The sequence below is a fragment of the Pseudomonas sp. B12(2026) genome (genome assembly GCF_057767015.1).
The window spans coordinates 5449607-5476180 of the sequence record NZ_CM173430.1 but is presented as its reverse complement, the minus strand read 5'-3'; the positions used below and the strand labels follow the sequence as shown (position 1 = coordinate 5476180).

At 66.7% G+C, this 26574-nt stretch carries 25 protein-coding genes and 2 tRNA genes; 7 read left to right on the top strand and 20 right to left on the bottom strand.

Annotated features, from left to right (window positions below; all coding sequences use genetic code 11):
• Positions 1 to 881: 881 nt before the first annotated feature.
• The 17 genes from AC3B6A_RS25425 to panM all read right to left on the bottom strand — a co-directional run bounded on the left by AC3B6A_RS25425 (position 882) and on the right by panM (position 17744).
• Positions 882 to 957, bottom strand: a tRNA-Thr gene (locus AC3B6A_RS25425).
• Positions 958 to 1031: 74 nt separating this feature from the next.
• Entirely contained in the window at positions 1032 to 2564 is a 1533-nt protein-coding gene (locus AC3B6A_RS25420) for a DHA2 family efflux MFS transporter permease subunit (RefSeq protein WP_488399867.1), read from the bottom strand.
• Positions 2565 to 2577: 13 nt separating this feature from the next.
• The gene (locus AC3B6A_RS25415) at positions 2578 to 3762 is read right to left on the bottom strand and encodes an HlyD family secretion protein (RefSeq protein WP_488399865.1); all 1185 of its coding nucleotides are present in this window, start codon (positions 3760 to 3762) and stop codon (positions 2578 to 2580) included.
• Positions 3763 to 3776: 14 nt separating this feature from the next.
• Complete coding sequence (locus tag AC3B6A_RS25410; protein ID WP_488399864.1) at positions 3777 to 5258, bottom strand: efflux transporter outer membrane subunit; 1482 nt, start codon at positions 5256 to 5258, stop codon at positions 3777 to 3779.
• Positions 5255 to 5734, bottom strand: a complete 480-nt coding sequence (locus AC3B6A_RS25405; protein WP_488399863.1) for a MarR family winged helix-turn-helix transcriptional regulator — start codon at positions 5732 to 5734, stop codon at positions 5255 to 5257. Before AC3B6A_RS25405 ends, AC3B6A_RS25410 begins: the two co-directional genes overlap by 4 nt.
• 389 nt (positions 5735 to 6123) lie before the next feature.
• Positions 6124 to 7344: a methyltransferase gene (locus tag AC3B6A_RS25400; RefSeq protein WP_488399861.1), complete on the bottom strand. Its 1221-nt coding sequence runs from the start codon at positions 7342 to 7344 to the stop codon at positions 6124 to 6126.
• Positions 7345 to 7410: 66 nt separating this feature from the next.
• Entirely contained in the window at positions 7411 to 8103 is a 693-nt protein-coding gene (locus tag AC3B6A_RS25395) for an ABC transporter permease (protein ID WP_488399860.1), read from the bottom strand.
• On the bottom strand, positions 8100 to 8795 hold the full coding sequence (locus tag AC3B6A_RS25390; RefSeq protein WP_488399859.1) for an ABC transporter permease: 696 nt from the start codon (positions 8793 to 8795) through the stop codon (positions 8100 to 8102). The genes AC3B6A_RS25395 and AC3B6A_RS25390 overlap by 4 nt, the downstream gene beginning before the upstream one ends.
• A 56-nt stretch (positions 8796 to 8851) precedes the next feature.
• Positions 8852 to 9604, bottom strand: a complete 753-nt coding sequence (locus AC3B6A_RS25385; protein WP_488399858.1) for an ABC transporter substrate-binding protein — start codon at positions 9602 to 9604, stop codon at positions 8852 to 8854.
• Between the two features lie 14 nt (positions 9605 to 9618).
• Entirely contained in the window at positions 9619 to 10392 is a 774-nt protein-coding gene (locus AC3B6A_RS25380; protein WP_488399857.1) for an ABC transporter ATP-binding protein, read from the bottom strand.
• A gap of 280 nt (positions 10393 to 10672) precedes the next feature.
• Positions 10673 to 13003, bottom strand: a complete 2331-nt coding sequence (locus AC3B6A_RS25375; protein ID WP_488399856.1) for an LTA synthase family protein — start codon at positions 13001 to 13003, stop codon at positions 10673 to 10675.
• A gap of 230 nt (positions 13004 to 13233) precedes the next feature.
• Positions 13234 to 13309, bottom strand: a tRNA-Phe gene (locus AC3B6A_RS25370).
• Between the two features lie 78 nt (positions 13310 to 13387).
• Positions 13388 to 13660 carry an oxidative damage protection protein gene (locus AC3B6A_RS25365; protein ID WP_488399855.1) on the bottom strand — a complete coding sequence of 91 codons (273 nt, stop codon included), beginning with the start codon at positions 13658 to 13660 and terminating at the stop codon, positions 13388 to 13390.
• Positions 13657 to 14724 (bottom strand): A/G-specific adenine glycosylase, encoded by a 1068-nt coding sequence (gene mutY / locus AC3B6A_RS25360; protein WP_488399854.1) that lies wholly within the window; start codon positions 14722 to 14724, stop codon positions 13657 to 13659. Before mutY ends, AC3B6A_RS25365 begins: the two co-directional genes overlap by 4 nt.
• Positions 14721 to 16952, bottom strand: coding sequence for an AsmA family protein (locus AC3B6A_RS25355; RefSeq protein WP_488399853.1), 2232 nt, complete (start codon positions 16950 to 16952; stop codon positions 14721 to 14723). Before AC3B6A_RS25355 ends, mutY begins: the two co-directional genes overlap by 4 nt.
• A 135-nt stretch (positions 16953 to 17087) precedes the next feature.
• Positions 17088 to 17321 (bottom strand): helix-hairpin-helix domain-containing protein, encoded by a 234-nt coding sequence (locus AC3B6A_RS25350; protein ID WP_488399852.1) that lies wholly within the window; start codon positions 17319 to 17321, stop codon positions 17088 to 17090.
• Positions 17322 to 17345: 24 nt separating this feature from the next.
• Positions 17346 to 17744 carry an aspartate 1-decarboxylase autocleavage activator PanM gene (panM, locus tag AC3B6A_RS25345; RefSeq protein ID WP_488399851.1) on the bottom strand — a complete coding sequence of 133 codons (399 nt, stop codon included), beginning with the start codon at positions 17742 to 17744 and terminating at the stop codon, positions 17346 to 17348.
• 150 nt (positions 17745 to 17894) lie between these two features.
• On the opposite strand from panM, the gene hisB reads away from it, so the two are divergent.
• The 7 genes from hisB (at position 17895) to AC3B6A_RS25310 (ending at position 22874) form a co-directional block, all read left to right on the top strand.
• The gene (gene hisB, locus AC3B6A_RS25340; RefSeq protein WP_488399850.1) at positions 17895 to 18488 is read left to right on the top strand and encodes an imidazoleglycerol-phosphate dehydratase HisB; all 594 of its coding nucleotides are present in this window, start codon (positions 17895 to 17897) and stop codon (positions 18486 to 18488) included.
• A complete protein-coding gene (gene hisH / locus AC3B6A_RS25335) occupies positions 18488 to 19126 on the top strand; it encodes an imidazole glycerol phosphate synthase subunit HisH (RefSeq protein WP_488399849.1) in 639 nt (212 codons plus the stop codon). The genes hisB and hisH overlap by 1 nt, the downstream gene beginning before the upstream one ends.
• A 3-nt stretch (positions 19127 to 19129) precedes the next feature.
• Positions 19130 to 19390: a DUF2164 domain-containing protein gene (locus AC3B6A_RS25330; protein WP_488399848.1), complete on the top strand. Its 261-nt coding sequence runs from the start codon at positions 19130 to 19132 to the stop codon at positions 19388 to 19390.
• A 40-nt stretch (positions 19391 to 19430) separates the two neighbouring features.
• Complete coding sequence (gene hisA / locus AC3B6A_RS25325; protein ID WP_488399847.1) at positions 19431 to 20180, top strand: 1-(5-phosphoribosyl)-5-[(5-phosphoribosylamino)methylideneamino]imidazole-4-carboxamide isomerase; 750 nt, start codon at positions 19431 to 19433, stop codon at positions 20178 to 20180.
• A 60-nt stretch (positions 20181 to 20240) separates the two neighbouring features.
• Positions 20241 to 21011: an imidazole glycerol phosphate synthase subunit HisF gene (hisF, locus tag AC3B6A_RS25320; RefSeq protein WP_488399846.1), complete on the top strand. Its 771-nt coding sequence runs from the start codon at positions 20241 to 20243 to the stop codon at positions 21009 to 21011.
• A gap of 205 nt (positions 21012 to 21216) precedes the next feature.
• Positions 21217 to 21969, top strand: a complete 753-nt coding sequence (locus AC3B6A_RS25315; RefSeq protein ID WP_488399845.1) for a substrate-binding periplasmic protein — start codon at positions 21217 to 21219, stop codon at positions 21967 to 21969.
• Positions 21970 to 22118: 149 nt separating this feature from the next.
• A complete protein-coding gene (locus tag AC3B6A_RS25310) occupies positions 22119 to 22874 on the top strand; it encodes a substrate-binding periplasmic protein (protein WP_488403709.1) in 756 nt (251 codons plus the stop codon).
• A 138-nt stretch (positions 22875 to 23012) separates the two neighbouring features.
• On the opposite strand, the gene AC3B6A_RS25305 is transcribed toward AC3B6A_RS25310, so the two are convergent.
• The 3 genes from AC3B6A_RS25305 to AC3B6A_RS25295 are packed head-to-tail and all read right to left on the bottom strand — an operon-like array spanning position 23013 to position 26429.
• Positions 23013 to 23795: a divergent polysaccharide deacetylase family protein gene (locus AC3B6A_RS25305; protein ID WP_488399844.1), complete on the bottom strand. Its 783-nt coding sequence runs from the start codon at positions 23793 to 23795 to the stop codon at positions 23013 to 23015.
• 3 nt (positions 23796 to 23798) lie between these two features.
• The gene (locus AC3B6A_RS25300; protein ID WP_488399843.1) at positions 23799 to 25109 is read right to left on the bottom strand and encodes a S41 family peptidase; all 1311 of its coding nucleotides are present in this window, start codon (positions 25107 to 25109) and stop codon (positions 23799 to 23801) included.
• A gap of 27 nt (positions 25110 to 25136) precedes the next feature.
• Positions 25137 to 26429 carry a murein hydrolase activator EnvC family protein gene (locus tag AC3B6A_RS25295; RefSeq protein WP_488399842.1) on the bottom strand — a complete coding sequence of 431 codons (1293 nt, stop codon included), beginning with the start codon at positions 26427 to 26429 and terminating at the stop codon, positions 25137 to 25139.
• Positions 26430 to 26574 lie beyond the last annotated feature (145 nt).

The window sequence follows — 26574 nt, the reverse complement described above, 5'->3', positions numbered from 1 at the left end:
TCCGCTTTCTATTGGCACTGGCTCTGGCCACGGGCGGAAACCTTTTGGGTTTTCAGCCGACCGGGCTCTAGATAAATAGGTTTAACGAGCGAGGCACTCTGCGGTGCCGCTGCGCCCCGCAGCAAGCGGGGACTCTCTGGGTATTACAACCTCCATGTCGCGACGTTTCTGGGTATAGCGTCGCAATGCCTATGCCAGCTCCTGCTTGGCCATCGGCCCTCGATATGCGATTCGCATCTCTGACGGCCAATCGCGCACGCGGGTAACGAAGCGAATCAATCCTTTCTGATCCGCGTGAGCAAAATATCTGATCAGCATGAGCGGAATAACCACTTATGGTATGAGCTTGCGCCCGAATGTCATAGGGCTGCCTGTCCATTTCCACGAATCCGCCCCGAGGACCGAAACGCTGGAGCAGCCTATCGGTCGTGCCCTCGGCCTGGTAGCCGGCGGACAAAACGCTGTGCCCGGCGACACCCAGCATGGCCTTGAGGTAGTTGACGATAGGGCCGCAGGAGCACATGCCATGACGGCTGGTTTGGGCCAGGCAATTGGCCATGGCCTGATGTGCCGAGTGACTGCCCATCGTCAGCAGCTCGTCGAAGACCAGTGACTTGAGCTCGTTTCTGACTTGCAGTGGAGCTTCGGCATCTCAAAAAAGCTCAAGTTCCCGATAGACGCGAGTGAAACGATTCGCCAAGGGAAAGAGCCGAGGATGCTGGGAGGGTCGTGCTGGTCGATGACCACCATAAGCTCCGTCTCCCCAGGTGAGGTGGACGTTGGAGGGAGCATCGGCACATTTCAACACGGCACAGGGCCGCTCGTGCTAGCCCGCTTTGAAAACGAAAAAGCCCCGCATCGCTGCGGGGCTTTCTGAATGATGGTGCCGGCACCAGGAATCGAACCCGGGACCTACTGATTACAAGTCAGTTGCTCTACCTGCTGAGCTATACCGGCATAGGGGGTGGCCATTATAGCGGCGCGGCCTGGGGTGTAAACCTCTGATTTTTCTGCGTGATCTGTAATCCCGATCAGTGCCCGCCGGCCGTCGCTGCGCCGGGTTTGGCGCCGAACGGGGGCCTGGCCAGGCAGATGATCACCAGCATGGCGAGGAACAGCCAGCCGAGCAGGGTGAAGTAGTCGACGGTGGCGATCATGTAGGCCTGGCTTTCCACCATGCCGTCCAGCAGCGCGGCGCTGTGCTGGCTGGGGCCGCCGAGCTGCTCGAGGGTTGCCCGGGTGGCCGGGTCGTACTGGCTGAGATTTTCGCTGAGGTAGGCGTGGTGCAGGGTGGCGCGGCGGTTCCAGAGCCAGGTGGTGAGGGATGCGGCGAAGCTGCCGGCCAGGGTGCGTAGGAAGGTGGCCAGGCCCGAGCCGTCGGCGATCTGGTCCGGCGGCAGGTCCGAGAGCAGGATGCTGAGGATCGGCATGAAGAAGAAGGCCACGCCGAAGCCCATGAGCATCTGCACCAGGGCGACGTGGGCGAAGTCGACTTCGGTGGTGAAGCTGGCACGCATGAAGCAGGTTGCGGCCATCGTCAGGAAGGCCAGGCCGGCGAGCATGCGCAAGTCGAAGTTCTGCGCGTAGCGTCCGACGATCGGTGAGAGGAATATCGGCAGGACCCCGATCGGTGCCGCCGCCAGACCCGCCCAGGTGGCGGTGTAGCCCATCTGGGTCTGCAGCCAGAGCGGCACCAGCAGCCCCATGCCGAAGAAGCCGGCGTAGCCGCCGACCAGTGCCAGGGTGCCGGCGGTGAAGTTGCGGTGCACGAACAGCCGCAGATTGACGATCGGGTGCTTATCGGTCAGTTCCCAGATCACGAACACGGCCAGGGCGACCACCGCGATCACGCTGCCGCCGATGATGAAGCCGGACTCGAACCAGTCCAGGTCGTTGCCCTTGTCGAGCACGATCTGCAGGGCGCCGACGCCGATCACCAGCATCGCCAGGCCCATGTAGTCCATCGGCGCGCGCTTGATCACCACCGGACGTTCGCGCAGTTGCTGGTAGACCACCATGGAGGCGAACAGGCCGATGGGCACGTTGATGAAGAAGATCCACGGCCAGCTGTAGCTGTCGGTGATCCAGCCGCCAAGGATCGGCCCGGCGATGGGGGCCACCACGGTCACCATCGCCAGTAGCGCCAGGGCCATCCCGCGTTTCGCCGGTGGATAGATGGAGATCAGTAGGGTCTGGGTGATCGGGTACAGCGGCCCGGCGACGAAGCCCTGGAGGGCGCGGAAGCCCACCAGCATGCCCATCTGCTGCGCCACGCCGCAGAGAAAGGAGGCGATCACGAACAGCAGGGTGGCGGCGATGAACAGCCGCACTTCGCCGACGCGCCGGCTGAGCCAGCCGGTCAGCGGCAGGGCGATGGCGTTGCTCACCGCGAACGAGGTGATCACCCAGGTACCCTGCTCGGCGCTGACGCCCAGGTTGCCGGAGATGGTCGGCAGCGCCACGTTGGCGATGGTGGTGTCCAGCACCTGCATGAAGGTCGCCAGCGACAGGCCGATGGTGGCCATCACCAGGCTGGGCGGGGTGAAACTGCTGTTCTGACTCATGGATGCGGACGTATCAGCGCTGGGCGGTGCGGTGGCTGGCGTCGGCCAGGTTGGCGTGGATCAACTGTTCGATCCGCTGGTCGGCGGAGGCCAGCTGCTGCTGGTAGACGTCGGTGGAGAACAGCGCCTCGTGCGGCGGCTGCTGGGCCAGGGCGGGGCCGCTCTGGTCGTGCAGGCTGACGTTGACGTCCATCGACAGGCCGATGCGCAGCGGGTGCTTGGCCAGCTCGTCCGGGCTGATGCGGATGCGCACGGGCACGCGCTGGACGATCTTGATCCAGTTGCCGGTGGCGTTCTGCGCCGGCAGCAGGGAGAAGGCGCTGCCGGTGCCGACGCCGAGGCTGTCGACGGTGCCGGAGTACTTCACTTCGCTGCCGTAGAGGTCCGAGCGGATCTCCACCGGCTGGCCGATGCGCATGTGCTTGAGCTGGGTTTCCTTGAAGTTGGCGTCGATCCATACCTGATCCAGCGGAATCACGGCCATCAGCGCGGCGCCCGGCTGTACGCGCTGGCCGACCTGCACGGTGCGCTTGGCGACGTAGCCGGTGACCGGCGCGACGATCACCGCGCGGGCGTCGTCCAGGTAGGCCTGGCGCAGCTTGGCGGCGGCGGCCTTCACCTCCGGGTGGGAGGTGATGACGGTGTCGTCGACCAGGGCGCGGTTGGTGTCCAACTGCTGTTCGGCGCTGGTCAGCGCGCTGCGCGCGGTGTCCAGGGCGTCGCGGGCGTGGGCCAGCTCTTCCCGGGAGATGGCACCGTCGTTGGCGAGATTCTGCCGGCGCTTGAAGTCCGCCTCGGCCTTGCTCAGGGCGACCTTCTTCGCCGCCACGTCGGCCTTGTAGCCGTCGACATTGCTGAACAACCCGCGCACCTGGCGCACGCTGCGCGCCAGATTGGCCTCGGCCTGCTGCAGGGCGATATCGGCGTCGCTCGGGTCGAACTTCACCAGCACCTGGCCCTTCTGCACCAGATCGCCGTCATCGGCGCCGATGCTGACCACGGTGCCGGTGATCTGCGGGGTGATCTGCACGACGTTACCGTTGACGTAGGCGTCGTCGGTGTCCTCGTGCCAGCGGCCGTAGAGGAGTTGCCAGGCCACGCTGGCGATGCCGGCCAGCACGACGACGGCGAGCAGGATCAGCAGCCAGCGCTTGCGCTTGGGGTTGCCGTTCTGGACTTCTTGCGGGGCGGTGCTCATCTCGGGTGCCTCGTTCAGTGCGCGGCGGCCGCGTTCGCCTGGGCGAGCGGGGCGGGTGTGGAAGTGGGGTCGGGCTGGTAACCGCCGCCCAGGGCCTGGACCAGTTGCACCGAGAGATCGATGCGCTGGGCGTCCAGGCTGGCCAACTGGCGTTCGGCGACGAGCAGCTGCTGCTGCACGCTGAGGGCGTCGAGGTAGTTGCCGACGCCTTCGCCGTAGCGGCGCATGGCCAGGTCGAAGTTGGATTTGGCGATGTCCCGCGCGTCGCGCTGGTCATCGATCTGCTGCTGGAGCGAGCGCAGCCTGCCGATGTCGTCGCTGACCTCGCCGAGGGCGTTGACCAGGGTCTTGTTGTACTGGGCCACCGCCAGGTCGTAGTCGGCGTCCTTGCCGGCGAGGTTGGCGCGCAGGCGGCCGCCGTCGAAGATCGGCAGGGAGATGGCCGGGGCGATCTGCAGGAAGCGGCTCGGCGCCTTGAGTACGTCCTCGGTGTGCATGGCGGCCAGGCCGACCATCGCGCTCAGGTTGAGGTTGGGATAGAACTCGGTCTTGGCCGACTGGATGTCCTTGGCGGTCGCTTCGACGCGCCAGCGCGCGGCGACGATGTCCGGACGGCGGCCGAGCAGTTCGGCGGGCAGGTTCGAGGGCAGCGCCAGCGCTGCGGGATTCAGCACTTGCGGGCGTTGCAGGCTCTGCCCGCGATCGGGGCCCTGGCCGAGCAGCACGGCCAGCGCGATGCGGTCGCTGGCGATCTCCTGCTCCGCCGCGGCCAGCTGCTGCTTGGCGCTGGCTACCTGGGTCTGCGTCTGCTGCAGCTGAACCTTGCTGTCCAGGCCGGCGTCCATGCGTTTCTGGCTGAGCTGGTAGAGGTGTTGCGAGCGCTCCAGCTCGTCACGGGCCAGATCGCCGGCGACGAAGGCGTGGGCCAGGTTGCTGTAGGCGCGGGCGACGTTGGTCGACAGGTTGATGGCGGCTGCCTGGCGGTCGACCTCGGCGGCGTTGGCCTGGCCGAGGGCCGCTTCCCAGGCGGCGCGCTTGCCGCCCCAGAGGTCGAGGTCATAGCTCAAGCCCAGCGACAGGTACTTCACCGCCGAATAGCGACCGCCCATCGGCGCCGGCAGCACGCTTTCGGGGGCGCGGATGCCGGAATAGCTGGCGGTGCCCGTCACGCTGGGCAGGCGTTCGGCGTCCTGCGCCTGGGCGGCGGCGATGGCCTGGCGGGCGCGGGCACTGGCGATGTCCAGGTCCGGCGTGCCACGCAACGCCTCGTCGATCAGGCCGTCCAGTTGCGGGTCGCCCAGGCTGCTCCACCAGCGTTGGCTGGGCCAGGCGGCGGGGGACAGCGGGGTGCCGTCGAGGGTCGTGCCCGCTTTCAGGCTGGCGGGGTCGGTGGCCTGGCCGCTGGGCAGCAGTCCCGACGAGCTGACGCAACCCGCGAGCCCCAGCACGGCGCCCAACACGCAGGCCGGCAGACGGGCGAAGCGCAGGTCGATCATGTCCGTTTCTCCCGCGCCGGGCCGCTGGCGTCGATGCCGTGGGCGCGCAGAATCTTGTCGAGCAGGCCGGTCAGGGTGTGCAGTTCCTCGCGGGACAGGCAGCCGACCAGCTCGTTCATCGCCGCCGCGGCGATCTTCGGTCCCTGGTCGTGCATGGCCTGGCCGGCTTCGCTCAGGTGCAGGCGCACGCTGCGCCGGTCGTTCGGACAGGGCTGGCGGACCAGCAGGCCCTTGCGTTCGAGACGATCGAGCATCCGCGTCATCGAGCCGCTGTCGATGGACAGCTCGCGGCACAGCTCGACCGGGGTGTTGGCGCGGGCCTCACCGATGAAGAACAGCACCCTGAACTGGGCCGCGGTGATATCCAGGTGCGCCAGATGCTTGTCCAGCAGGCGGTCCTTGAGGAGCGCGGTGGCGCCCAGGAGGTGACCGATGGAGCCCTTGAAGGGGAAGTCCGCGACGTCGTAGTGATTCATGACAAGGCTATTAGCTGTCTAGGCAGGAAGGTGTTCGGCAATGTTACTGCCTAGGCAGTGATTGACAAGGGCTGATTGTCGCAATGGAGGAACAATCAGTTCCATGAATCGTGATTGGTATGCGGATAGCAACAGGCGCCGCTTGAGGCGGGTCCGAAAGACCGGGTCTTATGCACAGTGGCCGGCGGGCTTGGTGCAAAATCGAATATTCGCCGTGCGGTCCGTCACGGACTCTTCTAACTAATTGTTTTTAAAGGATATAGAAGAGGTGATTGGAAAATGATCGAGACACTCCGGTGCCCTCTGGGCCGGGCGTTGGCGCGTTTTTTCTCGACGATTTCAACAGAGTTATCCACAAGGGGTGTGGATGGATGTCTGGAACGCCCGTCTCAGGTGCGTTCCGCGAGCAGAAGCAGGTTGCGGGGAGTCATGCGTGGATTGCAGAAGCGGCCGAGGGTGACTGCATAGCCCCGTTCCTGGAGAAAGAGCGCGCGATCGAGCAGCAGCCACAGCTCCAGGGGGCGACGGAACAGCCCGCGCACCAGTTCCAGGTTGCGCACCGCGGCCAGGCGCTTCCAGCCTTGCGCCTCCAGGGCCTGCCAGTCGCGCTCGGCGGGGGCCGGCAGGCCTTTGAGGGCGGCCAGGTCGCGGCAATAGTCGGCGAACGGCTTGTCGAGCCAGGCCGGCGGGACCGAGGGGATCGGCAGGTAGTCGTCGATTCCGCGCAGCTCCCGCTGCAGCAGGTCGAACGCCAGGCGGCGCGCCATCGAGCGGTCGCGCTGGCGGCGGACGCGCGCGCCCGCGGTGACGGTTTCGGCGAGCGGCAGGCGCAGGTCGTCCCGCGACAGCAGCAGTTTCGAGTCTTGCGCCGTGCCGGAAAGGGGGCGGTAGAAGTCCCCATTGATACGGTTATAACAGCAGGGCGCGACGGCCAGCTGGCGGCAGCCGCGTTCGCTGGCCAGTTGCAGCAGCCGGACGTGCAGGTCGCCGCAGGCGTGCAGGGCGACCGCCGTATGCCCGGCTTGCAGGTGTTCGGCCGCGCCCTCTTCGAGCACATCCTGCTGGCGATGCGTGGCCTGCAGCCCGTGCCGGTCGCTCAGACGCTGCCCGTCTGCCACCAGCGCCGCCTCGTATTCCAGGCTGAGCAGCGGCAGGCCATCGCACGCCAGCAGCCGGCCGAGATGGCCCTTGCCGGCGCACCAGTCGAGCCACCGCTGGGGCTGCTGGACGAAGCGCAGGCGACTGGCGAAGGCTTCGATCTGTTGCCATTTGCGGCCGGGCACGTCGACCGTCAGGGCGGTGGGCCGCCGGCCGGGCGCGGCTGCCGGCAATTCCCCGACGGCGGACAGCCGGGCAGCGCTGGCGGCCAGCGTGGGAAAGGGTGCGGGGGCGTGCAGCTGTACGGTGAGGTGGTGGGCCGCGTCGGCGTCTTCCAGGCTGCGGTCACGCAGCCAGCCGGCCAGCTCCGGGTGTTCGCGCTCCCACGGCAGTTCGCGCACGGTGAACGGCTTCGGCCGCCAGAGTGCCTGGTGCTGCAGCAGGAATTCGTCCAGCTCCAGGAAGCGCTGGAGCAGGTCGGTGCCGGTCAGGGGAGTGTCGTTCGGGTACACGGCGCAAGGCGGGGAAGGCCACGGGGCGCGCAGTATAGCGGCCCCGTGCCGGGTTGGGCGCGCCGGTCAGCGGCCCTGCATGGAGTCCACCCGCAGCCAGTGTTCGGCCAGGCGGAAGATGCGGGTCAGAACCAGCGTGATGACCAGGTAGAACACGCCGGCCAGGCAGAAGAACAGCATGGCCTCGTAGGTGCGCGCGATGATGGTGCGGGTCATGCCCATGATGTCGAACAGGGTCACGGTGTACACCACGGCGCTGGCCTTGAGCATGAGGATCACCTCGTTGCTGTAGGCCGGCAGGGCGATGCGCGCGGCACGCGGCAGGATGATGTGGAACAGCGCCTGGCGCCGCGACATGCCCAGCGCGCGGGCGGCTTCCACTTCGCCAACGGGAATGGCGTGGATGGCGCCGCGGAGGATTTCCGCGATGTAGGCTGCCGTGTGCAGCGTCATGGTCAATAGCGCACACCAGTATGGGTCGCGCAGGTAGGGCCAGAGATTGCTTTTGCGCACGGCCTCGAACTGCGCCAGGCCGTAATAGACCAGGGCCAGCTGCAGCAACAATGGCGTGCCGCGGAAGAAGAAGACGTAGGCATAGGGCAGGGCGCGCACATACCAGTGCCGCGAGGCGCGGGCGATGCCCAGCGGCACTGCCAGGCACAGGCCGGCGACCACGGCGATGGCCAGCAGCTCCAGGGTCAGCTGCGCGCCCAGGAGCATCTTCGGCATCCACTTGAGAATCAGCTCGATATCGGTCATAGCTCGTTCCTCACGAAGCCACGGCCGGCGCGGCGCTCAAGGTAATGCAGGGCGGCCATGACGAAGATGGTCAGACCCAGGTAGATCAAGGCGGCCACCATGTAGAAGGTGAAGGGCTCCTTGGTCGCGTTGGAGGCGACGCTGGCCTTGCGCATGATTTCGTCGAGACTGATCAGCGAGACGAGGGCGGTATCCTTCAGCAGAATCAGATAGAGGTTGCCCAGGCCCGGCAGTGCCACACGCCACACCTGCGGCAGCACGACGCGCCAGAAGATGCGCGGGGCGGAAAGGCCCAGCGCCTGGCCGGCCTCGCGATGCCCCTTGGGAATCGCCAGCAGCGCGCCGCGGAATACCTCAGTGGCGTAGGCGCCGAAGCACAGGCCCAGGGCACAGGTGCCGGCGGCGAAGGGCGACAGGGCGAGCTCGGGGTGGCCGAACAGGTCACCCAGGGCGTTCAGCCCGGTCACGGTGCCGAAGTAGATCATCAGGACCCAGAGGGTCTCGGGCACGCCACGCACCACGGTGGTGTAGAAACCGCCGAGCGTGCGCAGGAAGGGGTTCTTGGATGTCTTGGCTACCGCGCCCAGCAGGCCGAGGATCAGTCCGACGCAGACTGCGGCGAGCGAGAGCTTGAGCGTCATCCAGGTGCCGGCGATCAACTGATCGCCAAAGCCGTGCAGGTCGAAAATCATGGGGAATCACGCCTGAGGGCGCGCGCCGCCCGAGCCCGGGCGGCGCGGCAGGTGCATCAATAGATGCTGAAGGGGAAGTACTTTTCGTTGATCTTCTTGTAGGTACCGTCGTCGACGATTTCCTTCAGAGCGGCGTTCAGCTTGTCGCGCAGCGGGTCACCCTTGCGCACGGCGATGCCGATCTTGTCGTTGTCGAACACCGGCTCGCCCTTGAACTCGAAGTCCTTGCCGGCGTCGCTCTTGAGCCAGTCGTATTGCACGAACTTGTCGGCCAGCACGCCGTCGAGGCGGCCGGAGGAGAGGTCGAGGTAGGCGTTTTCCTGGGTGTCGTACAGCTTGATGGTCACGGTGTCGGACATGTTGTCTTCCAGCCAGGTGCCGGCGATGGTCGCGCGCTGGGCGCCGATCACCTTGCCCTTCAGGAAGCCCTTGTCGGTCTTGAAGTCAGTCGACTTGGGGGCCACGTACTGCAGCTTGTTGGTGTAGTACGGGCTGGTGAAGTCCACCGCCTGCTTGCGTTCGTCGGTGATCGACATGGAGGCGACGATGAAGTCGAACTTCTTGGCGTTCAGCGCGGGGATGATGCCGTCCCAGTCGGAGGTGACGACGTCGCACTCGGTCTTCATCTTGGCGCACAGCGCCTTGGCGATGTCGAGGTCGAAGCCGACGACCTGGCCGCTGGCGTCGATGCCGTTGAAGGGCGGGTAGGCGCCTTCGGTACCGATACGCAGTTTTTCCGCGGCGATGGCATTGCCCCCGATCGCCAGGGTGGCCGCGACGGCCAGGATGATCTTCTTATAGTTCTTCATGCAGTAATGCTCCGTTAGCGGTGGCTGGACATGAATTGCTTACAGCGTGCCGACTGCGGGTTTTCAAACACCTGCTGCGGCGATCCCTGCTCTTCTACCAGGCCCTGGTGGAGGAACACCACCTCGCTGGAAACCTGGCGGGCAAAGTTCATTTCATGGGTGACCAGCAGCATGGTGCGGCCTTCCTCGGCGAGCGCGCGGATGACGTTGAGCACTTCCTGGACCATTTCCGGGTCGAGTGCGGACGTCGGCTCGTCGAAGAGGATGACCTTGGGCTGCATCGCCAGGGTGCGGGCGATGGCGGCGCGCTGCTGCTGGCCGCCGGAAAGCTGGGCCGGGAAGCTGTGGCGCTTGTCGGCGATGCCGACCTTGGCCAGCAGGGCCTCGGCGATCTCGATGGCTTCGGCGCGGGTCTTGCCCAGCACACGGCGCGGCGCCTCGATGATGTTGTCGAGGATGCTCATGTGCGGCCAGAGGTTGAAGTTCTGGAAGACGAAGCCCAGCTCGCTGCGCAGACGGTTGATCTGCTTGCTGTCCGAGGCGACCAGCGACCCGTCCTTGGCCTTCTTCAGCTTGAGCTCTTCGCCGGCGACCAGGATCTGGCCCTGGTGCGGGTTCTCCAGCAGGTTGATGCAGCGCAGGAACGTGGATTTGCCGGAACCGGAGGAGCCGAGGATGGAAATGACGTCGCCGTCACGGGCAGTCAGGGAAATGCCTTTGAGCACTTCCAGGTCACCGTAGCGCTTGTGCAGGTTACGGATTTCCAGTGCGGGTATGGCCTCGGCCATAAGGGGCTCCTCTGTTTTTATTAGGACGCTCTTGCAGTGGGTTACTGCAGAATCGGGGCCATCCTGGCGAGGGGCAAGCTAACACGCGTCCCGGGGTGCGCCAAGCGGTCAACCGTCGCTGTTCCCCGGGATAGCGGCAAGTTGTCGCATTGCCACAGCGTGTTGTCGCCTGGGCTGAACTAGCGGGTCGGATACGGCGGCATGCCTTCGCGGGGGCGCGATAGTGCCAGCTTCCGCGCACGGGGAAAAGACCGGCGGTCCGGGCGACCGCCAGTCCCGTTCACTGCATCATCTGGCGTAGCTGCGGGGCCGGTTCTTCGATGGCGTCGGCGGGCGACACGTCATCCTCGGATTCCGCGGGCTGGCTGGCCATCAGGTTCGGGTGGCCGGAGAGGCGGGGAATCGGCAGCACCTTGTCCTCGGCGAGGCCGCTCGCGCCCGGTTCGCTGGCATTGAGCGGGGATTTGCGCGGCTCGGTCATGACGTGGAAGTCGGTGATCTCGATGATGCCCCTGCCCTCGGCCAGCAGGTGGAAGGAGAACGCCTTGCGCGCCTGCTCGTTGTCGAAGGAGAACGACACCGCCAGCGGCTGGTTGCGCTTCACCGGCGGGAACTCCGGCATCGGGATCGGCACCGGCTGCTCGAACGAGCGGGTCTTGAGCTGGATGCGCGCGCCCTGGCTGTCCATCTGGACTGCGCGGATCTTCAGGCTCACCGTGGTGCGCGAGTTGGCCGGGAATTCCAGGTACTGCGCGCCGATCAGGTTGTCGGTGTACTCGTTGGTGACCTGTGGCTTCAGGCGAATGCGCTCGCGGGTGGCGAACTGGTATTCGCGCGCCGACTGGGCGTTGACCACCGACTGGTCGAGGATGTCGGCGCGGGCCGTCATCAGGCGTGCGTCGCGGCCGCTGAAGCGGCCCGTGAACTTGGCGCTGTCGGCAATGAAGCCGTCGCTCTTGTAGCGCCGGCAGACCTGCTGGAAGTCGCACTCGATGAAGGTGCTCTTGCCGTCGTGATAGCGCTGCATGCCGTTGGTGAAGGAGACCATTTCCCGACCGGTCTCGTAGTCGCGGAACAGCGAGCGGCCGGCGATATCCTGCGGCGCCTTGATGGCGAAGTAGTCGAGGATCGACGACTCCAGGTCCACGTGGCCATAGACGCCGTCCTTCACTGGCGGCAGCACGGCCTGTTCCGGCGCGAGCACCAGGTTCAGCCCCCAGGCCGAGGCGAGGCGCACGTTGTCGATGCCGTGGGACTCGTCGGAGGTGATGATCACCAGGGTGTCCTTCAGTACGCCCTTGTCTTCCAGCCCCTTGAGGAAGGCGTCCACCGCGTCGTCCAGGTAGGCGATGGCGGCCTGGCGCGGCGTCGGGTATCTGGCCAGGTATTCCGGGGTGGTCGAGTAGGGCTGGTGGGTGCCGACGGTCAGCAGGGTGAGCATCCACGGCTGTTTCTTCTGCCGCAGCTGGCCGACGTAGTCCAGCGCGCCTTCGAAGAAGGCCTTGTCGTCCATGCCCCAGGCGAACTCCAGGTAGGGCTTCTTCTTGAACCAGTCGCGACCGCGGGTCTTGTCGAAGCCCATGGCCGGCATGACCTTGTCCTTGGCCATGAAGCGCAGCCCGGCGCCCTGCAGGAAGTGGGTGCTGAAGCCGGCCTGGTGCATCTGCGCCGGCAGGCACTCGGCGGCGCGGGTCGGGTTGCCCAGCAGTTCGACGCCCTTGGGCGTGCCGTTGTCCAGCTTGCTGTAGTCGCCGCAGAGCATGGCGTAGAGGCCGCGGATGGTCTGGTGGCTGTGCACCACGTAGTCCGGGGTGGTCATCGCCCGTTCGGCCCAGGTGCTGAGCTTGGGCATCATCGACTCTTCGTAGCTGCTGCTCAGGGCCGCGCGGTTGGTCGCGACGTAGGCGCCCGGAATACCTTCCATGGCGATGATCAGCACGTTCTTCGCCTGGCCGCGGCCGGCCAGCAGCGGGGTGCCGCTCAGGTCGTGCTGGGTCAGGCCGGTGACGTTCGGGATGACTTCCGGCAGATCGCGGTCGCGCCAGTCCTGGTAGGCCATTTCGGCGCTGGTGACGGCGCGCGATACCAGTTGGTGCGGCAGGTTGAACTGCTTCCACATCTCCGCGTCGCTGGGCTGGAAGTACTGCAGGCCGAAGTGCCCGGCCAGTAGCGTCGCCGGCAGCGCATAGGCGAAGCGTGGCAGCGGCTGTTCCTGGCGGCGCCAGAGCAGGGCGCAGAGCAGGATGCCGGCGCCGATGGCGATCGCCAGGTGCAGGTGGTTCAGGCCGCCGCCCTCGGTGGAGTTGGCGACGAAGGTCGGGTCGGCGAGGAAATGCAGGTCTTCCGGTGCGGGCATGCGGCCGACGGCGCTGACCAGTTCGGCCGTGCCGATGACCGACAGCGCCCACGCCAGCATCACCGGTATGGCGATGAACAGGCGCCGGGTGTGCAGCGCGACGACCAGCAACGTGCCGAGCGCGAGGTCGGACAGGTAGCCCAGCCCGGTACCCCAGCCGAGGCTGTAACGGCCGACCAGGGGGACCAGCAGGAAGAGGGCGGACAGAGTGGCCAGGTTGCCCCGTGAATTCCACCAGCGAATGAGTGCGCGCACAGTGACTCCGCTACGAAACATCAAACGCCGGGGGATTTCACCAAAAAAGCGGAAATCACCCGGCTTGTCATGATTCTGAAAGAACAACGTGCTACGTGCCAGTAGACAGTGTAGTTCGGCAAACATTCGACACGATTCGTGCGCGGGTGCCCGGAAAGCGGAGGGGAGGTGCGGAGGGGAAATGAAAAAGCCCCTGAAATCTCGCGATTTCAGGGGCTTTTCGGAAGGCTTGGTGCCCAGGGACGGAATCGAACCGCCGACACGGGGATTTTCAATCCCCTGCTCTACCAACTGAGCTACCTGGGCAACGTGGCGCGCATTAAAAGGGTTTTCGGAAGGGGTGTCAAGCGCGCCGCGAAAAAAATTTTCAGTTAATACCGAAGCTTACGCGCTGGGCGGGACGTAGCCTTCGGCCTGGGCGTACTCCTCGCCACTGAGGAACTTGTCCATTTCGGCGGTGAGGAACTTGCGATCGTCGGCGTTCATCATGTTCAGGCGACGCTCGTTGATCAGCATGGTCTGGTGCTTCTGCCACTCGTCCCAGGCCTTCCTCGATACGTGGTCGAAGATGTCCTGGCCCTTGGCGCCGGGGTAGGGCGGGCGATCGAGGCCGGGCAGCTCTTCTTTGTACTTGCGGCACATCACCAGTCGGGTCATGACATTTCTCCTGCGTTGAGCACGTCGGCGGCTCGTTTGAGCAGCTTTTTCACCGGGGCGGCGAGGCCGAGCCGCGGTGGGGTGGCGAGGTTATACCAGAGCCAGTCGGCCTCGGCCACGGCGGGGGCTGCGTCCTCGACGCGCACCAGCCAGGGCTCGATGGCCAGCTGGAAGTGGCTGAAGGTGTGGGTCAGGCCGGGCAGTTCGCGGCGCTCGCCCAGGCGCAGGGCGTGGCGCTGGGCCAGCGGGTCGAGGGCGGTCAGGTCGTCCAGCTCCGGGAAGCTCCACAGCCCGCCCCACAGGCCGGTCGACGGACGGCGGTAGAGCAGGATGCCGCCCTCGCGGTTGGCCAGGATCGGCATCAGCGTGCGCTTGCGCGGCAGTTCCTTGCGCGGCTTGGGCATCGGGAAGTCGCCCTCGCGGCCCAGCAGGTGTGCGCGGCAGCCCTCGCGCAGCGGGCAGAGCAGGCAGCTCGGCCTGCTGCGGGTGCAGAGCGTGGCGCCCAGGTCCATCATCGCCTGGGTGTAGTGGTTGACCCGCCCGTGCGGGGTGAAGCGTTCGGCGGCGTCCCACAGTTGCCTGGCCACCTTCGGCTCGCCGGGGTAGCCGTCGCAGGCGAGGTAGCGCGCCAGCACGCGCTTGACGTTGCCATCGAGGATCGGCGCGCGCAGGCCCATGGCGATGCTGGCGATGGCGCCGGCGGTGGAGCGGCCGATGCCGGGCAGTTCGGCGAGCTGCTCGACGTCGCGGGGGAATTCGCCGCCATGCCGCTCCATCACCGTCTTCGCGGTCTTGTGCAGGTTGCGCGCGCGGGTGTAGTAGCCCAGGCCCGTCCACAGGTGCAGCACTTCGTCTTCCGGCGCGGCGGCGAGGTCCGCCACCGTCGGCAGCGCGCTCATGAAGCGGTCGTAGTAGCCCATCACGGTGCTGACCTGGGTCTGCTGCAGCATGATTTCCGAGACCCACACCCGGTAGGGCGTGATGTTCTGCTGCCAGGGCAGGTCATGGCGGCCATGGCGGTCGAACCAGTCGAGCACCGCCGAGTTGAAGCGTTCCGGGGTCATTTCTTCTTGAACAGCCCTTTGAGTGCGTCTTTGAGTTCGGGACTGACCTTGTCGCCGAGCTTCTCTTCGAGTTTTTCGTTGAGCCGGTCCCCGGCCAGTTGCGCGGCGATCTTGCCGAGGCCGTCCTTGTCCAGGCGGCAGGCCTTGGCGCCCAGTTCCAGCGGGCCGCGGCAGCGCAGCGGCCATTCCACGCCCACGTAGCGCTGGTTCACTTCGCAGGCCGGGTCGGGCATGTCGCTCTTGTCGCCCTCGATGATCACGCCGAGGCGGTAGTCCATGCCCAGCACGCGCAGGTCGATGTCGCCGTCGCCCTTGACGGTGAGGCCGGGAATGCTGGCCTTGAGGTCCGGGTTGCTGGCCACGCCGTTCTTGAACACCAGGTTGCCCTGCAGCTCGCGGAACGGCGTGTCCTTGCCGCCGTGCTCGGTGGTCAGGGCCTTGCGGTTGAGGGTGGCGATGCCCTGGCACAGCTGCTGTTCCAGGTTGGCGTTGAGCAGCACGCCCTGGGTCAGGACGAAGCGCGCGGTGCCGTTGAGGTTGTCGATCCAGTCCTTCTGGCTGACGCCCTGGGTGCTGATGTCGGCGTCCAGGTCCAGCAGGCCCTTGACCGGCGGCTTCTGGCCCTGGGATTCGACCAGGCGCTCCACCGGCACGCCGGCGATGTGCTTCTGCGCCTTGAGCAGCGGCACGTCCTGGCGTGCGTCGAGGCTGGCGCTGGCGTTGAACTTGCCGTCGTAGAGCTCGCCGCGCAGGTCGTCGAGGTTGAGCAGGCCGCCCTGGCCGCGCAGCTTGAGGCTGGCGTTCTCGATCGGCAGCTTGTCGAGGGTCAGCTGGCCGAGCTGCAGGGCTGCGTCCAGGTCGAGATTGCGCAGGCGCGCGACCGGCAGCATGGGCGCATCGCTCCAGGCCTGCTGGGTCGGCGCGTTGGGCAGCGGGGTATCGCCCTTGATGGCGTTGCCGGCGGTCGCCTCGACTTCGGCCCGGCGCGCGGCGCTGGTGGCTTCCCCGGCCTTGGCGGCCTTGGCCGGCAGGTAGCGGTCGAGGTCCAGGCGGTCGCCGCTCAACTGGGCGCGGATGGCCTGCTTGCTGAAGTCGGCGATGCCGAGGTTGCCGCTGAAGTTGCTGTCGTCGAGCTTCAGCTTGATGTCGCCGAGGTTCAGGCTGTTGCGGTTGCCGGCCAGGCGGGTGGACAGTTCCAGCTTGGTCAGGGTGTTGGCGTCGGCCATTTCCGGCAGGGTCTGGCCGATGCCGGTGAGGAATTCGCGCAGGTTGAACGGCGCCAGCGACAGGCCGCCGTCGAACTTGGGTTCCTTGTCCAGTTCGCGGGCCTTGATCTCACCGAGGGCGCGCAGCTGGTTGACGCTGACCTTCAGGCCGTTCCACTCGGCGACCTGGGCGGCCTGGTCGAGCACCAGCTGGCCCTGGGCGCTGTAGCTGGCGGTCTTGCCTTGCAGCGGATCGCCGGACACTTCGCCGGAGAGCCTGGTGTCTTCCAGCTGGTAGCGCTTGAGCGCGCGGTCGAAGCGCAGGTTGCCGGTCAGTTCGGTGCGGACGCGGATCACCGGCTGGTTGCTGCCCAGGTAGGCGCTGAACTTGAGCGGGATGTTGCTGCCCTCGCGGATGGCGCCGGTGCTCAGTTCGATGCCTTCGACGCTGTAGTTCCTGCCGCTCTGCGCGTCGGCGTAGTCGATGCGCGCGTTCTTCACCGTCAGGCTGTCGATGTCGAGCTTCATCGGCTGGCGCGGTTGCTCGGCGGCCGGTTTGGCCGGTTCCTCCGGAGCGGGCGCAGGTTGCGCGGCGGCGGGCGTGCCGTTGGCCGGCTGGGCGGGCTTGCCGATGTTCTCCCAGTTGCCGGCGCCGTTCTTGTCGCGGTTCAGGCTGAGGTTGAGGCCCTCGACGCGGATGTCGCTCATCTGCACTTCCTTGCGCAGCAGCGGCAGCACGCGCACCGACAGGCCGAGCAATTGCGCGTCGGCGAACGGCTGGTCGGGCGCCTGCAGGGTGGCCACGCTGGTGTCGTGCAGCTCCAGGCCCAGCCAGGGGAAGAGGCTCCAGCCGATATCGCCCTTGAGGTTCAGTTCGATGTTGGCCTTGTCGCGGGCCAGTTGGCGGATTTCGTCCTTGTAGTCGTTCGGATCGAAGAAGTGGGTCAGCACGAAGCCGGCGGCGACGATGAGCAGCAGCAGGGCCAGGACGACGATGCCAAGGAGTTTGCCGAACGCTTTCATGGACGGGACCTTGTTCAGACGGCGGATGGAATAGCGGAGAAGTATATCAATGACGCACCCGCGCCCCAGCCCGGAAGGCGGAGCGCCAGTATTGCGGGTTTGAGTGGGAAGCCGGCGCGCGGTTCCCGTCCGCTGTCAGTCCTGCCCTGCGCGGCGCAGCACGGCGTCGATGGCGGCGCGGGCCTGCGGGCTGTTCTTCCAGCAGCTGCTGCCGGTCAGCGCGGCGCCGTTCTGCAGGATTTCCTCGGCGCTGGCGCCGCGCAGCCGGGCGAAGCTGTCCAGGCCCATCTGTTCCAGGCGTTGCAGCACGGTCGGGCCGACGCCCTTGAGGGCCAGCAGGGCGTCGCGTTCGGCGGTGTCGAAGGGCATGCACGTCTCCTTGTGCGAAATGGGTCAGGTTGGCTCGTGCGTCAGGCCGAGATGTTCGGCGAAACGTGCCGCCTCGGGTCGGTCGCCTGGCACCGCCAGGCGCAGCGCGGCGCCCTGCAGGATGGCCAGGCGCTGGGCTTCCTCCAGCAGCCGCCGGGCGACGCCGCGGTTGCGGGTGACGCGGCGCACGCACAGGCGCGAGAGGCGCCAGGTGCCGCTATCGAACTCGACCCAGGCGGCGCCCAGCAGGCGGTCGTTGAAGCGGCCGGTGAACAGCCGGCCCTCGGCAAGCCCGCGCTCGACCAGTTCGGCGGGACTGGCGAAGGGCGCCAGCAGCCAGTCCGGGGCATCGGCGTAGATCTTCAGCAGGTCCTGGCGGTCCTGGTCGCTGGGTTGGGTCAGGTGCTGGACGACGACGGGCATGGGCAATCCTCGGATTCGAGCCGCGCAGTGTAGGGACAACCGAGACCATCGGCCAGCGCCGACCACCGCCCATAGCCGCACCGGGCCTGGCGCGCCTATAATGCCGGCCCCTTCTTATAATTACGTGCAGTGTTAGCTGTGGAGCTGGTGATGGCCGAACGCAAGGCATCCGTCGCGCGCGACACCCTGGAAACCCAGATCAAGGTTTCCATCGACCTGGATGGAACGGGCAAGGCCCGCTTCGATACCGGGGTTCCCTTCCTCGAGCACATGATGGACCAGATCGCCCGCCACGGCCTGATCGACCTGGACATCGAGTGCAAGGGCGACCTGCATATCGACGACCACCATACCGTCGAGGACATCGGCATCACCCTCGGCCAGGCCTTCGCCAAGGCCATCGGCGACAAGAAGGGCATCCGCCGCTACGGCCATGCCTACGTGCCGCTGGACGAGGCGCTGTCGCGCGTGGTCATCGACTTCTCCGGCCGCCCGGGGCTGCAGATGCACGTGCCGTTCACCCGCGCCAGCGTCGGCGGCTTCGACGTCGACCTGTTCATGGAGTTCTTCCAGGGCTTCGTCAACCACGCCCAGGTGACCCTGCACATCGACAACCTGCGCGGGCACAACACCCACCACCAGATCGAGACGGTGTTCAAGGCCTTCGGCCGCGCGCTGCGCATGGCCATCGAGGTGGACGAGCGCATGGCCGGCCAGATGCCGTCCACCAAAGGGTGCCTGTGATGCAGACGGTAGCCGTCATCGACTACGGCATGGGCAACCTGCACTCGGTGTCCAAGGCGCTGGAGCGCGTGGGCGCCGGCCGCGTGCTGGTGACCAGCGACGCCACGGTGATCCGCGAGGCCGACCGCGTGGTGTTCCCCGGCGTCGGCGCGATCCGCGACTGCATGGCCGAGATCAGGCGCCTGGGCTTCGACGAGCTGGTGCGTGAAGTCAGCCAGGACCGCCCGTTCCTCGGCATCTGCGTCGGCATGCAGGCGCTGATGGAGCGCAGCGAGGAGAACGACGGCGTCGACTGCATCGGCCTGTTCCCCGGCCAGGTGCGCTTCTTCGGCAAGGACCTGCACGAGGACGGCGAGCACCTGAAGGTGCCGCACATGGGCTGGAACGAAGTGGCGCAGAGCGTCGACCACCCGCTGTGGCACGACATCCCGGACCGCGCGCGCTTCTACTTCGTGCACAGCTACTACATCGAGGCCGGCAACCCGCGCCAGGTGGCCGGTCGCGGCCATTACGGGCGTGACTTCGCCGCCGCACTGGCCGACGGCTCGCGCTTCGCCGTGCAGTTCCACCCGGAGAAGAGCCACACCCACGGCCTGCAGCTGCTGCAGAATTTCGCTGCCTGGGACGGCCGCTGGTAAGCCATGGCACGCCAGAAGGACAAGCCGGCGATCCTCGAACTCGACGGCGCCCAGCGCCAGAGCGCGGCGCGGGCGATCCAGCGTTTCCTCGAAGAGCGCTTCGAGCTGGACGTCGGCTCCTTCGAGGCCGAAGAGGCGCTGGACTTCTTCCTGCGCGAGTTCGGCCCGCTGTTCTACAACAAGGCGATCTTCGACGTGCAATCTCACCTGAAAGACCGGTTCGAGAGCATCGAAAGCGACTTGTGGGCGCTCGAGAAGAGCTGACCCGACCCCATTCAACCTTGGATTCGAGCAGGTTCAACCCATGCTGATCATCCCCGCAATCGATCTGAAAGACGGCGCCTGCGTGCGCCTGCGCCAGGGCCTGATGGAAGACGCCACGGTGTTCTCCGACGACCCGGTGTCCATGGCCGCCAAGTGGGTGGAGGGCGGCTGCCGCCGTCTGCACCTGGTGGACCTGAACGGCGCCTTCGAAGGCAAGCCGGTCAACGGCGAAGTGGTCACCGCCATCGCCAAGCGCTACCCGGACCTGCCGATCCAGATCGGCGGCGGCATCCGCTCGCTGGAGACCATCGAGCACTACGTCCGCGCCGGCGTCAGCTACGTGATCATCGGCACCAAGGCGGTCAAGCAGCCGGAGTTCGTCGGCGAAGCCTGCCGCGCCTTCCCCGGCAAGGTGATCGTTGGCCTGGATGCGAAGGACGGCTTCGTCGCCACCGACGGCTGGGCCGAGGTCAGCGAAGTGCAGGTGATCGACCTGGCCAGGCGCTTCGAGGCCGACGGCGTCTCCGCCATCGTCTACACCGACATCTCCAAGGACGGCATGATGCAGGGCTGCAACGTCGAAGCCACCGCCGCGCTGGCCAACGCCACGCGCATCCCGGTGATCGCTTCGGGCGGCATCCACAACCTGGGCGACATCCAGAAGCTGCTCGACACCCGTACCCCGGGCATCATCGGCGCCATCACCGGCCGCGCGATCTACGAAGGCACCCTGGACGTCGCCGAAGCACAGGCGCTGTGCGATCGTGAAGCGGCAAGCGGCAAGCCGTAAGCCACAAGCTCTTACTTGCAGCTTGAGGCTTGTCGCTTGAAGCTGCTTTCGGAGAAAGCAATGACCCTGGCTAAACGCATCATTCCCTGCCTCGACGTGGACAACGGCCGCGTGGTGAAGGGCGTCAAGTTCGAGAACATCCGCGACGCCGGCGACCCGGTGGAAATCGCCCGCCGCTACGACGAGCAGGGCGCGGACGAGATCACCTTCCTCGACATCACCGCCAGCGTCGATGGCCGCGACACCACCCTGCACACCGTCGAGCGCATGGCCAGCCAGGTGTTCATCCCGCTGACCGTGGGCGGCGGCGTCAGGACGGTGCAGGACATCCGCAACCTGCTCAACGCCGGTGCGGACAAGGTCTCGATCAACACCGCCGCGGTGTTCACCCCGGAGTTCGTCGGCGAGGCCGCCGCGCGCTTCGGTTCGCAGTGCATCGTGGTCGCCATCGACGCCAAGAAAGTCTCGGCGCCCGGCGAAACCCCGCGCTGGGAAATCTTCACCCACGGCGGCCGCAAGCCCACCGGGCTGGACGCGGTGGAGTGGGCGAAGAAGATGGAAGGCCTGGGCGCCGGCGAAATCCTGCTCACCAGCATGGACCAGGACGGCGTCAAGAGCGGCTACGACCTGGGCGTGACCCGCGCCATCAGCGAGGCGGTGAACGTCCCGGTGATCGCCTCCGGCGGCGTCGGCAACCTGCAGCACCTGGCCGACGGCATCCTCGAAGGCAAGGCGGATGCGGTGCTGGCCGCCAGCATCTTCCACTTCGGCGAGTACAGCGTGCCGGAAGCCAAGGCCTACCTGGCCAGCCGCGGCATCGTCGTCCGCTGACGCGCCTCCGGGCCGGGGTTCTCCCGGCCCTTCGGGGCCCGCGCCCGGTCGCCGCGGCCCCTTCGCTTGCCAACCCTGCCTGCCTACCGCCGGTCGCGGTGATGGCGTTTGGATGTGTGATTGCCATCCCTTCAGGGTTTATTGGCGTCAATTCTCCGAGTAAGCTCAGCGCCTTCTCAGAAATGTCACACACAGGAATTCCCAGATGCTTAAGCGCATTCTGCTCGCATGGATTGGCTGCGGCCTGCTGCTGGCCGGCACGGCACAGGCGGAAACGGAAGGCTACAGCATGGTGCTGCTGACCGAGAATTTCCCGCCGTACAACATGGCCATCAACGGCAAGAACTTCGCCCAGGAAGACAACATCGACGGGATCGCCGTCGACATCGTCAAGGAGATGTTCAAGCGCGCCGGCATCCAGTACAGCCTGACCCTGCGCTTCCCCTGGGACCGCATCTACAAGCTGGCGCAGGAGAAGCCCGGCTACGGCGTGTTCGTCACCGCCCGCCTGCCCGAGCGGGAGAGCCTGTTCAAGTGGGTCGGCCCGATCGGCCCGGACGACTGGGTGATGCTGGCCAAGGGTGACAGCAAGATCGCCCTGAACAACCTGGATGAAGCCAAGAAGTACCGCGTCGGCGCCTACAAGGGCGACGCCATGGCCGAGTACCTGGCCAAGCACGGCTTCGAGCCGGTGCTGGCGCTGCGCGACCAGGAGAACGCCGGCAAGCTGCAGGACGGCCAGATCGACCTGTGGGCGAGCGGCGACCCGGCGGGCCGCTACCTGGCCAAGCAGGCCGGCGTCACCGGCCTGAAGACCGTCCTGCGCTTCAACAGCGACCAGCTGTTCCTGGCCCTGAACCGCGAGACCCCGGACGACGTGGTGCAGAAACTGCAAGCCGCCCTGGACAAGATGCGCGCCGAAGGTTTCGTCGACGACGTGCTCAACAGTTACCTGTGATACCCCGGGCCGGCCAGCCGCCGGCCCGGGTGTTTCGGCGCCGGTCCTCCCGGCGCCGGTAATGCCAAGGAAGGCAGACGAGTGACGTATTCCGTCCCCCGCAGGGATGCCGCAAGCCAATAACGATAACCAAAGCGAGCGGTATGACCATGCTGAAAGTCCTGATCAAGACCCTGACCCTGGGTCTGCTGTTGGGGGCCGCCACGGCCCGCGCCGAGTTGCCCGCCGATTACAAGATGGTGCTGCTCACCGAGAACTTCCCGCCGTTCAACATGGCGGTGGACGACAAGAACTTCGCCCGCGACGAAGGCATCGACGGCATCAGCGCCGACATCGTCCGCGAGATGTTCAAGCGCGCCGGCATCCAGTACAGCCTGAGCCTGCGCTTCCCCTGGGACCGCCTGTACAAGCTGGCGCTCGACAAGCCCGGCTATGGGCTGTTCTCCACCACCTACACCCCCGAGCGGGTGCCGCTGTTCAAGTGGGTCGGGCCGATCGCCAAGACCAACTGGGTGCTGCTGGCGCCGGCCGGCAGCAAGATCGCCGTGAAGGACCTCAAGGACGCCGCCAAGTACAAGCTCGGTGCCTACAAGAACGACGCGGTGAGCCAGAACCTGGAGAGCCAGGGCATCCCGGTGATCAATGCGCTGCGCGACCAGGAAAACGTGAAGAAACTGACCTCCGGCGAGATCGACCTGTGGGCCACCACCGACCCGGTCGGCCGCTACCTGGCCAAGCAGGAAGGCGTCTCCGGCCTGCAGACCGTGCTGCGCTTCAACGAGGCCCAGCTCTACCTGGCGTTGAACAAGGACACGCCGGACGAGGTGGTGGCGCGCCTGCAGAAGGCGCTGGACAGCATGCGCGCCGACGGCTTCGTCGAGCAGGCGACCAACAACTATCTATAAAAGAAGGTCGGGCGCCGAACTCCGGCCAGGCCTTGTAGGACCGAGGGGGACGCCGGGTTCTTGCTCGCGAAGCGGATTCGCCGGGTATTCCGATGCCGGGCTGTTCGCGAGCAAGCTCGCTCCTACGAAAGGCGGTGTTTACCGGTAAACACCGTCGCGCCCATGGCCTTGCATGGCGCGGTTGCCGCGCTCGGCGATCACCTGCGCCGGCTGCACCAGCTCGAAGCCCTGGGCCGCAAGGCCCGGCAGCACGCGCCTGAGCACCGCCAGGGTCGCCGGCTTCGGGTGGCCGATCATCACCACCGAGCCCTGCTTGCGCGCCAGTTTCAGGCCGCGCTCCATCTGCTCCAGCACCGCCGCCTCGCTCGGATCGTCGTCGAGGAACACGTCCCGCGACAGGCTCGCCAGGCCGATCTTCTGCGCCTCGGCGGCGGCCACGGTGGCGGCGCTGGTGCGGCTGTCGAGGAGGAACAGGTGGCGCCGCTGCAACTCGGCGGCCAGCCAGGCCATGGCCGGGCGGTCGGCGGTCATGCGGCTGCCTTCATGGTTGTTCAGGCCCTGTGCGCAGGGCACCCTGGCCAGCGCCGCGTCGAGGCGGCGGGCGCGCTCTTCCTGGCTCAGCTCCGGGCGCCAGGCGAACTCGCCGCCCGCCGGGTCCATGGGCATGTGCAGCAGCACGGTGCGCCCGAGCCGGTTCGCCTCGCCGGCCAGTTCGGCGGCGTGGGGCGTGTCGGGGATGATCGCCAGGGCGATGGCGGGGGAGAGTTCGAGCACCTGGCGGTCGCGCGCCAGGTTCTGCCCGAGGTCGTCGATGACGATGCTGACCAGCGGCCTGGCGCCGTCCGGTGCGGGCGCCGCCGGCGCCGGCTGGCACAGCAGGGCGGCGACGCCCAGGCCGAGCAGCAGCCGGGCCCGGCGCATCGGTCAGTTGTTGCCGCGGCTGACGCTGAGTCCTTTCAGCAGGCTGAGGGCCTGGCTGAGCTGGAAGTCGCTCTCCTGCGGACGGTCTTCCGGGCGTTTGCCGGACGCCGTGGGACGATCCTGGCCGCCGTTGCCGTTGGCCAGGTGGCCCTGCAGGTCGGCTTCCTTGAAACCGTCGAACTCGCTCTGCTCGCGGGTCACCTTGGCGCGCTCCACCTCGATGTCCGGGGTGATGCCCTGGGCCTGGATGGAGCGGCCGTTGGGGGTGTAGTACAGCGCGGTGGTGAGCTTCAGGGCGCGGTCGTTGTTGAGCGGCAGCACGGTCTGCACCGAGCCCTTGCCGAAGCTGTCGGTGCCCATGAGGATCGCGCGCTTCTGGTCCTGCAGGGCGCCGGCGACGATCTCGGCGGCCGAGGCGCTGCCGCCGTTGATCAGCACCACCAGCGGGACGCCGTCGCTCGGGTCGGACGGATCGGCGGAGAAACGCAGCTCGGAATTCGGGATGCGGCCCTTGGTGTAGACGATCAGGCCCTTGGTGAGGAAGGCGTCGGCCACTTCCACCGCCGACTGCAGCACGCCGCCGGGGTTGTTGCGCAGGTCGAGGACCACGCCCTTGAGCCGGCCGTTGTTGGCCTTGCGCAGGCTGCTCAGCGCCTTGACGGTTTCCTCGCCGGTGTTGACCTGGAACTGGGTGATGCGCAGGTAGCCGAAGCCCGGTTCGAGCATCTGGCTGCGCACGCTCTTGACCTTGATGATGGCGCGCTTGAGCTCGACGTCGAACGGCTTGCCGCCGCCGCGCACGATGGTCAGGGTGATCGGCGAGCCGGGCTTGCCGCGCATGCTGTCCACCGCCTCGTTCATCGACTGGCCCTTGGTCGGCTTGCCGTCGATCTTGACGATCAGGTCGCCCGGCTGGATGCCGGCGTTGGCCGCGGGGGTGTCGTCGATCGGCGAGATCACCTTGACGAAGCCGTCCTCGCTGCCGACCTCGATGCCCAGGCCGCCGAACTCGCCGCTGGTGCTTTCCTGCAGCTCGGCGAACTCTTCCGGGCCGAGGTAGGCGGAGTGCGGGTCGAGGTTGCTGAGCATGCCCTTGATGGCGTTTTCCAGCAGCGTCTTGTCGTCCACCGGCTCGACGTAGGCGGCCTTCACCCGGTCCAGGACCTCGGCGAAGGTGCGCAGCTCATCGAGCGGCAGCGGAGCCTCCTTGCCGTTGGCCGCGGGAGCCGTAGCCGGGGCGTCGGCGGCCTGTGCCGCACCGAAGCCGAGCAGCAGGGCCAGGGCCAGGGTGGTGAGACGGAAAGCTTGCGACATGTTTGACTCCTAAGGCGGGTTCGCCGCTTATCCCTGCGTGCGACACCAGGTGGACGGGTCCGCCGGGCGGCCCTGATGGCGAATGGCAAAATATACCGCCGGGGTGCTCTGCCCACCGCTGGCACCTACGGTCGCGATGGGGTCGCCTGCTTTGACGGTGTCGCCGGCGTCCTTCAGAAGACTTTGATTATGCCCATAAAGGCTGAGGTAGCCACCACCGTGGTCGAGAATGACCAGCAGGCCGGCGCCGCGCAGCCAGTCGGCGAACACCACGCGGCCGCCATGCACGGCGCGCACCGTGCTACCGGCCTGGGCGCCGATCAGCACGCCGTCCCAGGTGGCGCGGGGGTCGTCGCCGCGCGGGCTGCCGTAGCGCGCCAGCACGCGGCCGTTGACCGGCCAGGGCAGCTTGCCGCGGGCGGCGTCGAAGGCGCCGCCGAAGCCTGCGCCGCTGGCGACCAGCGGGCCGCTGTAGTCGGCGCGGGGCTTACCCGGTGCTGCGGGCTTTTCGTCACGCTCGGCCAGTTCGCGCTCACGTTTTGCCCGCTCACGCTCGGCGGCCAGGGCGCGCTGGCGCGCTTCCTCGGCTTCGCGGGCCTGGCGGGCGAGGGTTTCCTCGATGGTCTTGAGCACCTTGTTCAGCTCGGCCTGGCTCTGCTGGCGGTCCTTGAGCTTGCGGTCGCCGTCGCTGTAGTCGCTGTTGAGCTTGGCCAGGGTCTCCTGGCGCGCCTTGCGGGCCTCGGCCAGCTCCTGGCGGCGTGATTCCAGCGCGTTCTGCTGCTCGACCTGCTGGTTCTTCTGCGCGGTGATGTCCTGCTCGACGCTGGCCAGCTGGCTCAGGGTCTCGTTGAACGCGGTGAGCTGTTCCAGGCGGGCCTTGCTGATGTAGTCGTAGTAGGTGAGGGTGCGGCTGAACTTCTCCGGGTGTTCCTGGTTCAGCAGCAGCTTGAGGTATTCCTCGCGGCCGCTCTGGTAGGCGGCGCGGGCCTGGATGGCGATCAGGCGCTGCTGCTCAAGGCGCGCGCCCTGGAGTTTTTTTTTCTCCCCGTCGAGGCGTTGCAGCTCTTCCTCGTTCTTCTTCAGGTCGTCCTGGATTTGCTGGATCTGCTTCTCCAGGTCGCCCATCTGGGTTTCGGTGGACTTGAGCTGCTTCTGCACCCCGGACTTCTCGTCCTGGATGTTCTGCAGGTTTTTCTTCAGCTCAGTGATGTCTTTCTGCGTCTGCTCCAGCTGGCGCTGGGTGTCGGCACGTTCGTCGGCACCGGCCGCAAGCGGGCTCAGGAGGCAGATCAGCAGCAGCGGGAGGAGGGCGCGAGGCATTGGGTGGCGGGCACCTGGATTCTGGACGGGCCTAGTATGCCCGTGGCGGGCGCTAAAAAGAACGCCCCAAGACCGCGTGGTCCGGGGCGTTTCGTCTGACCGGCGGGAGCTGGCTCACGTTCCCGCCTGATCGTCCGGCAACGGC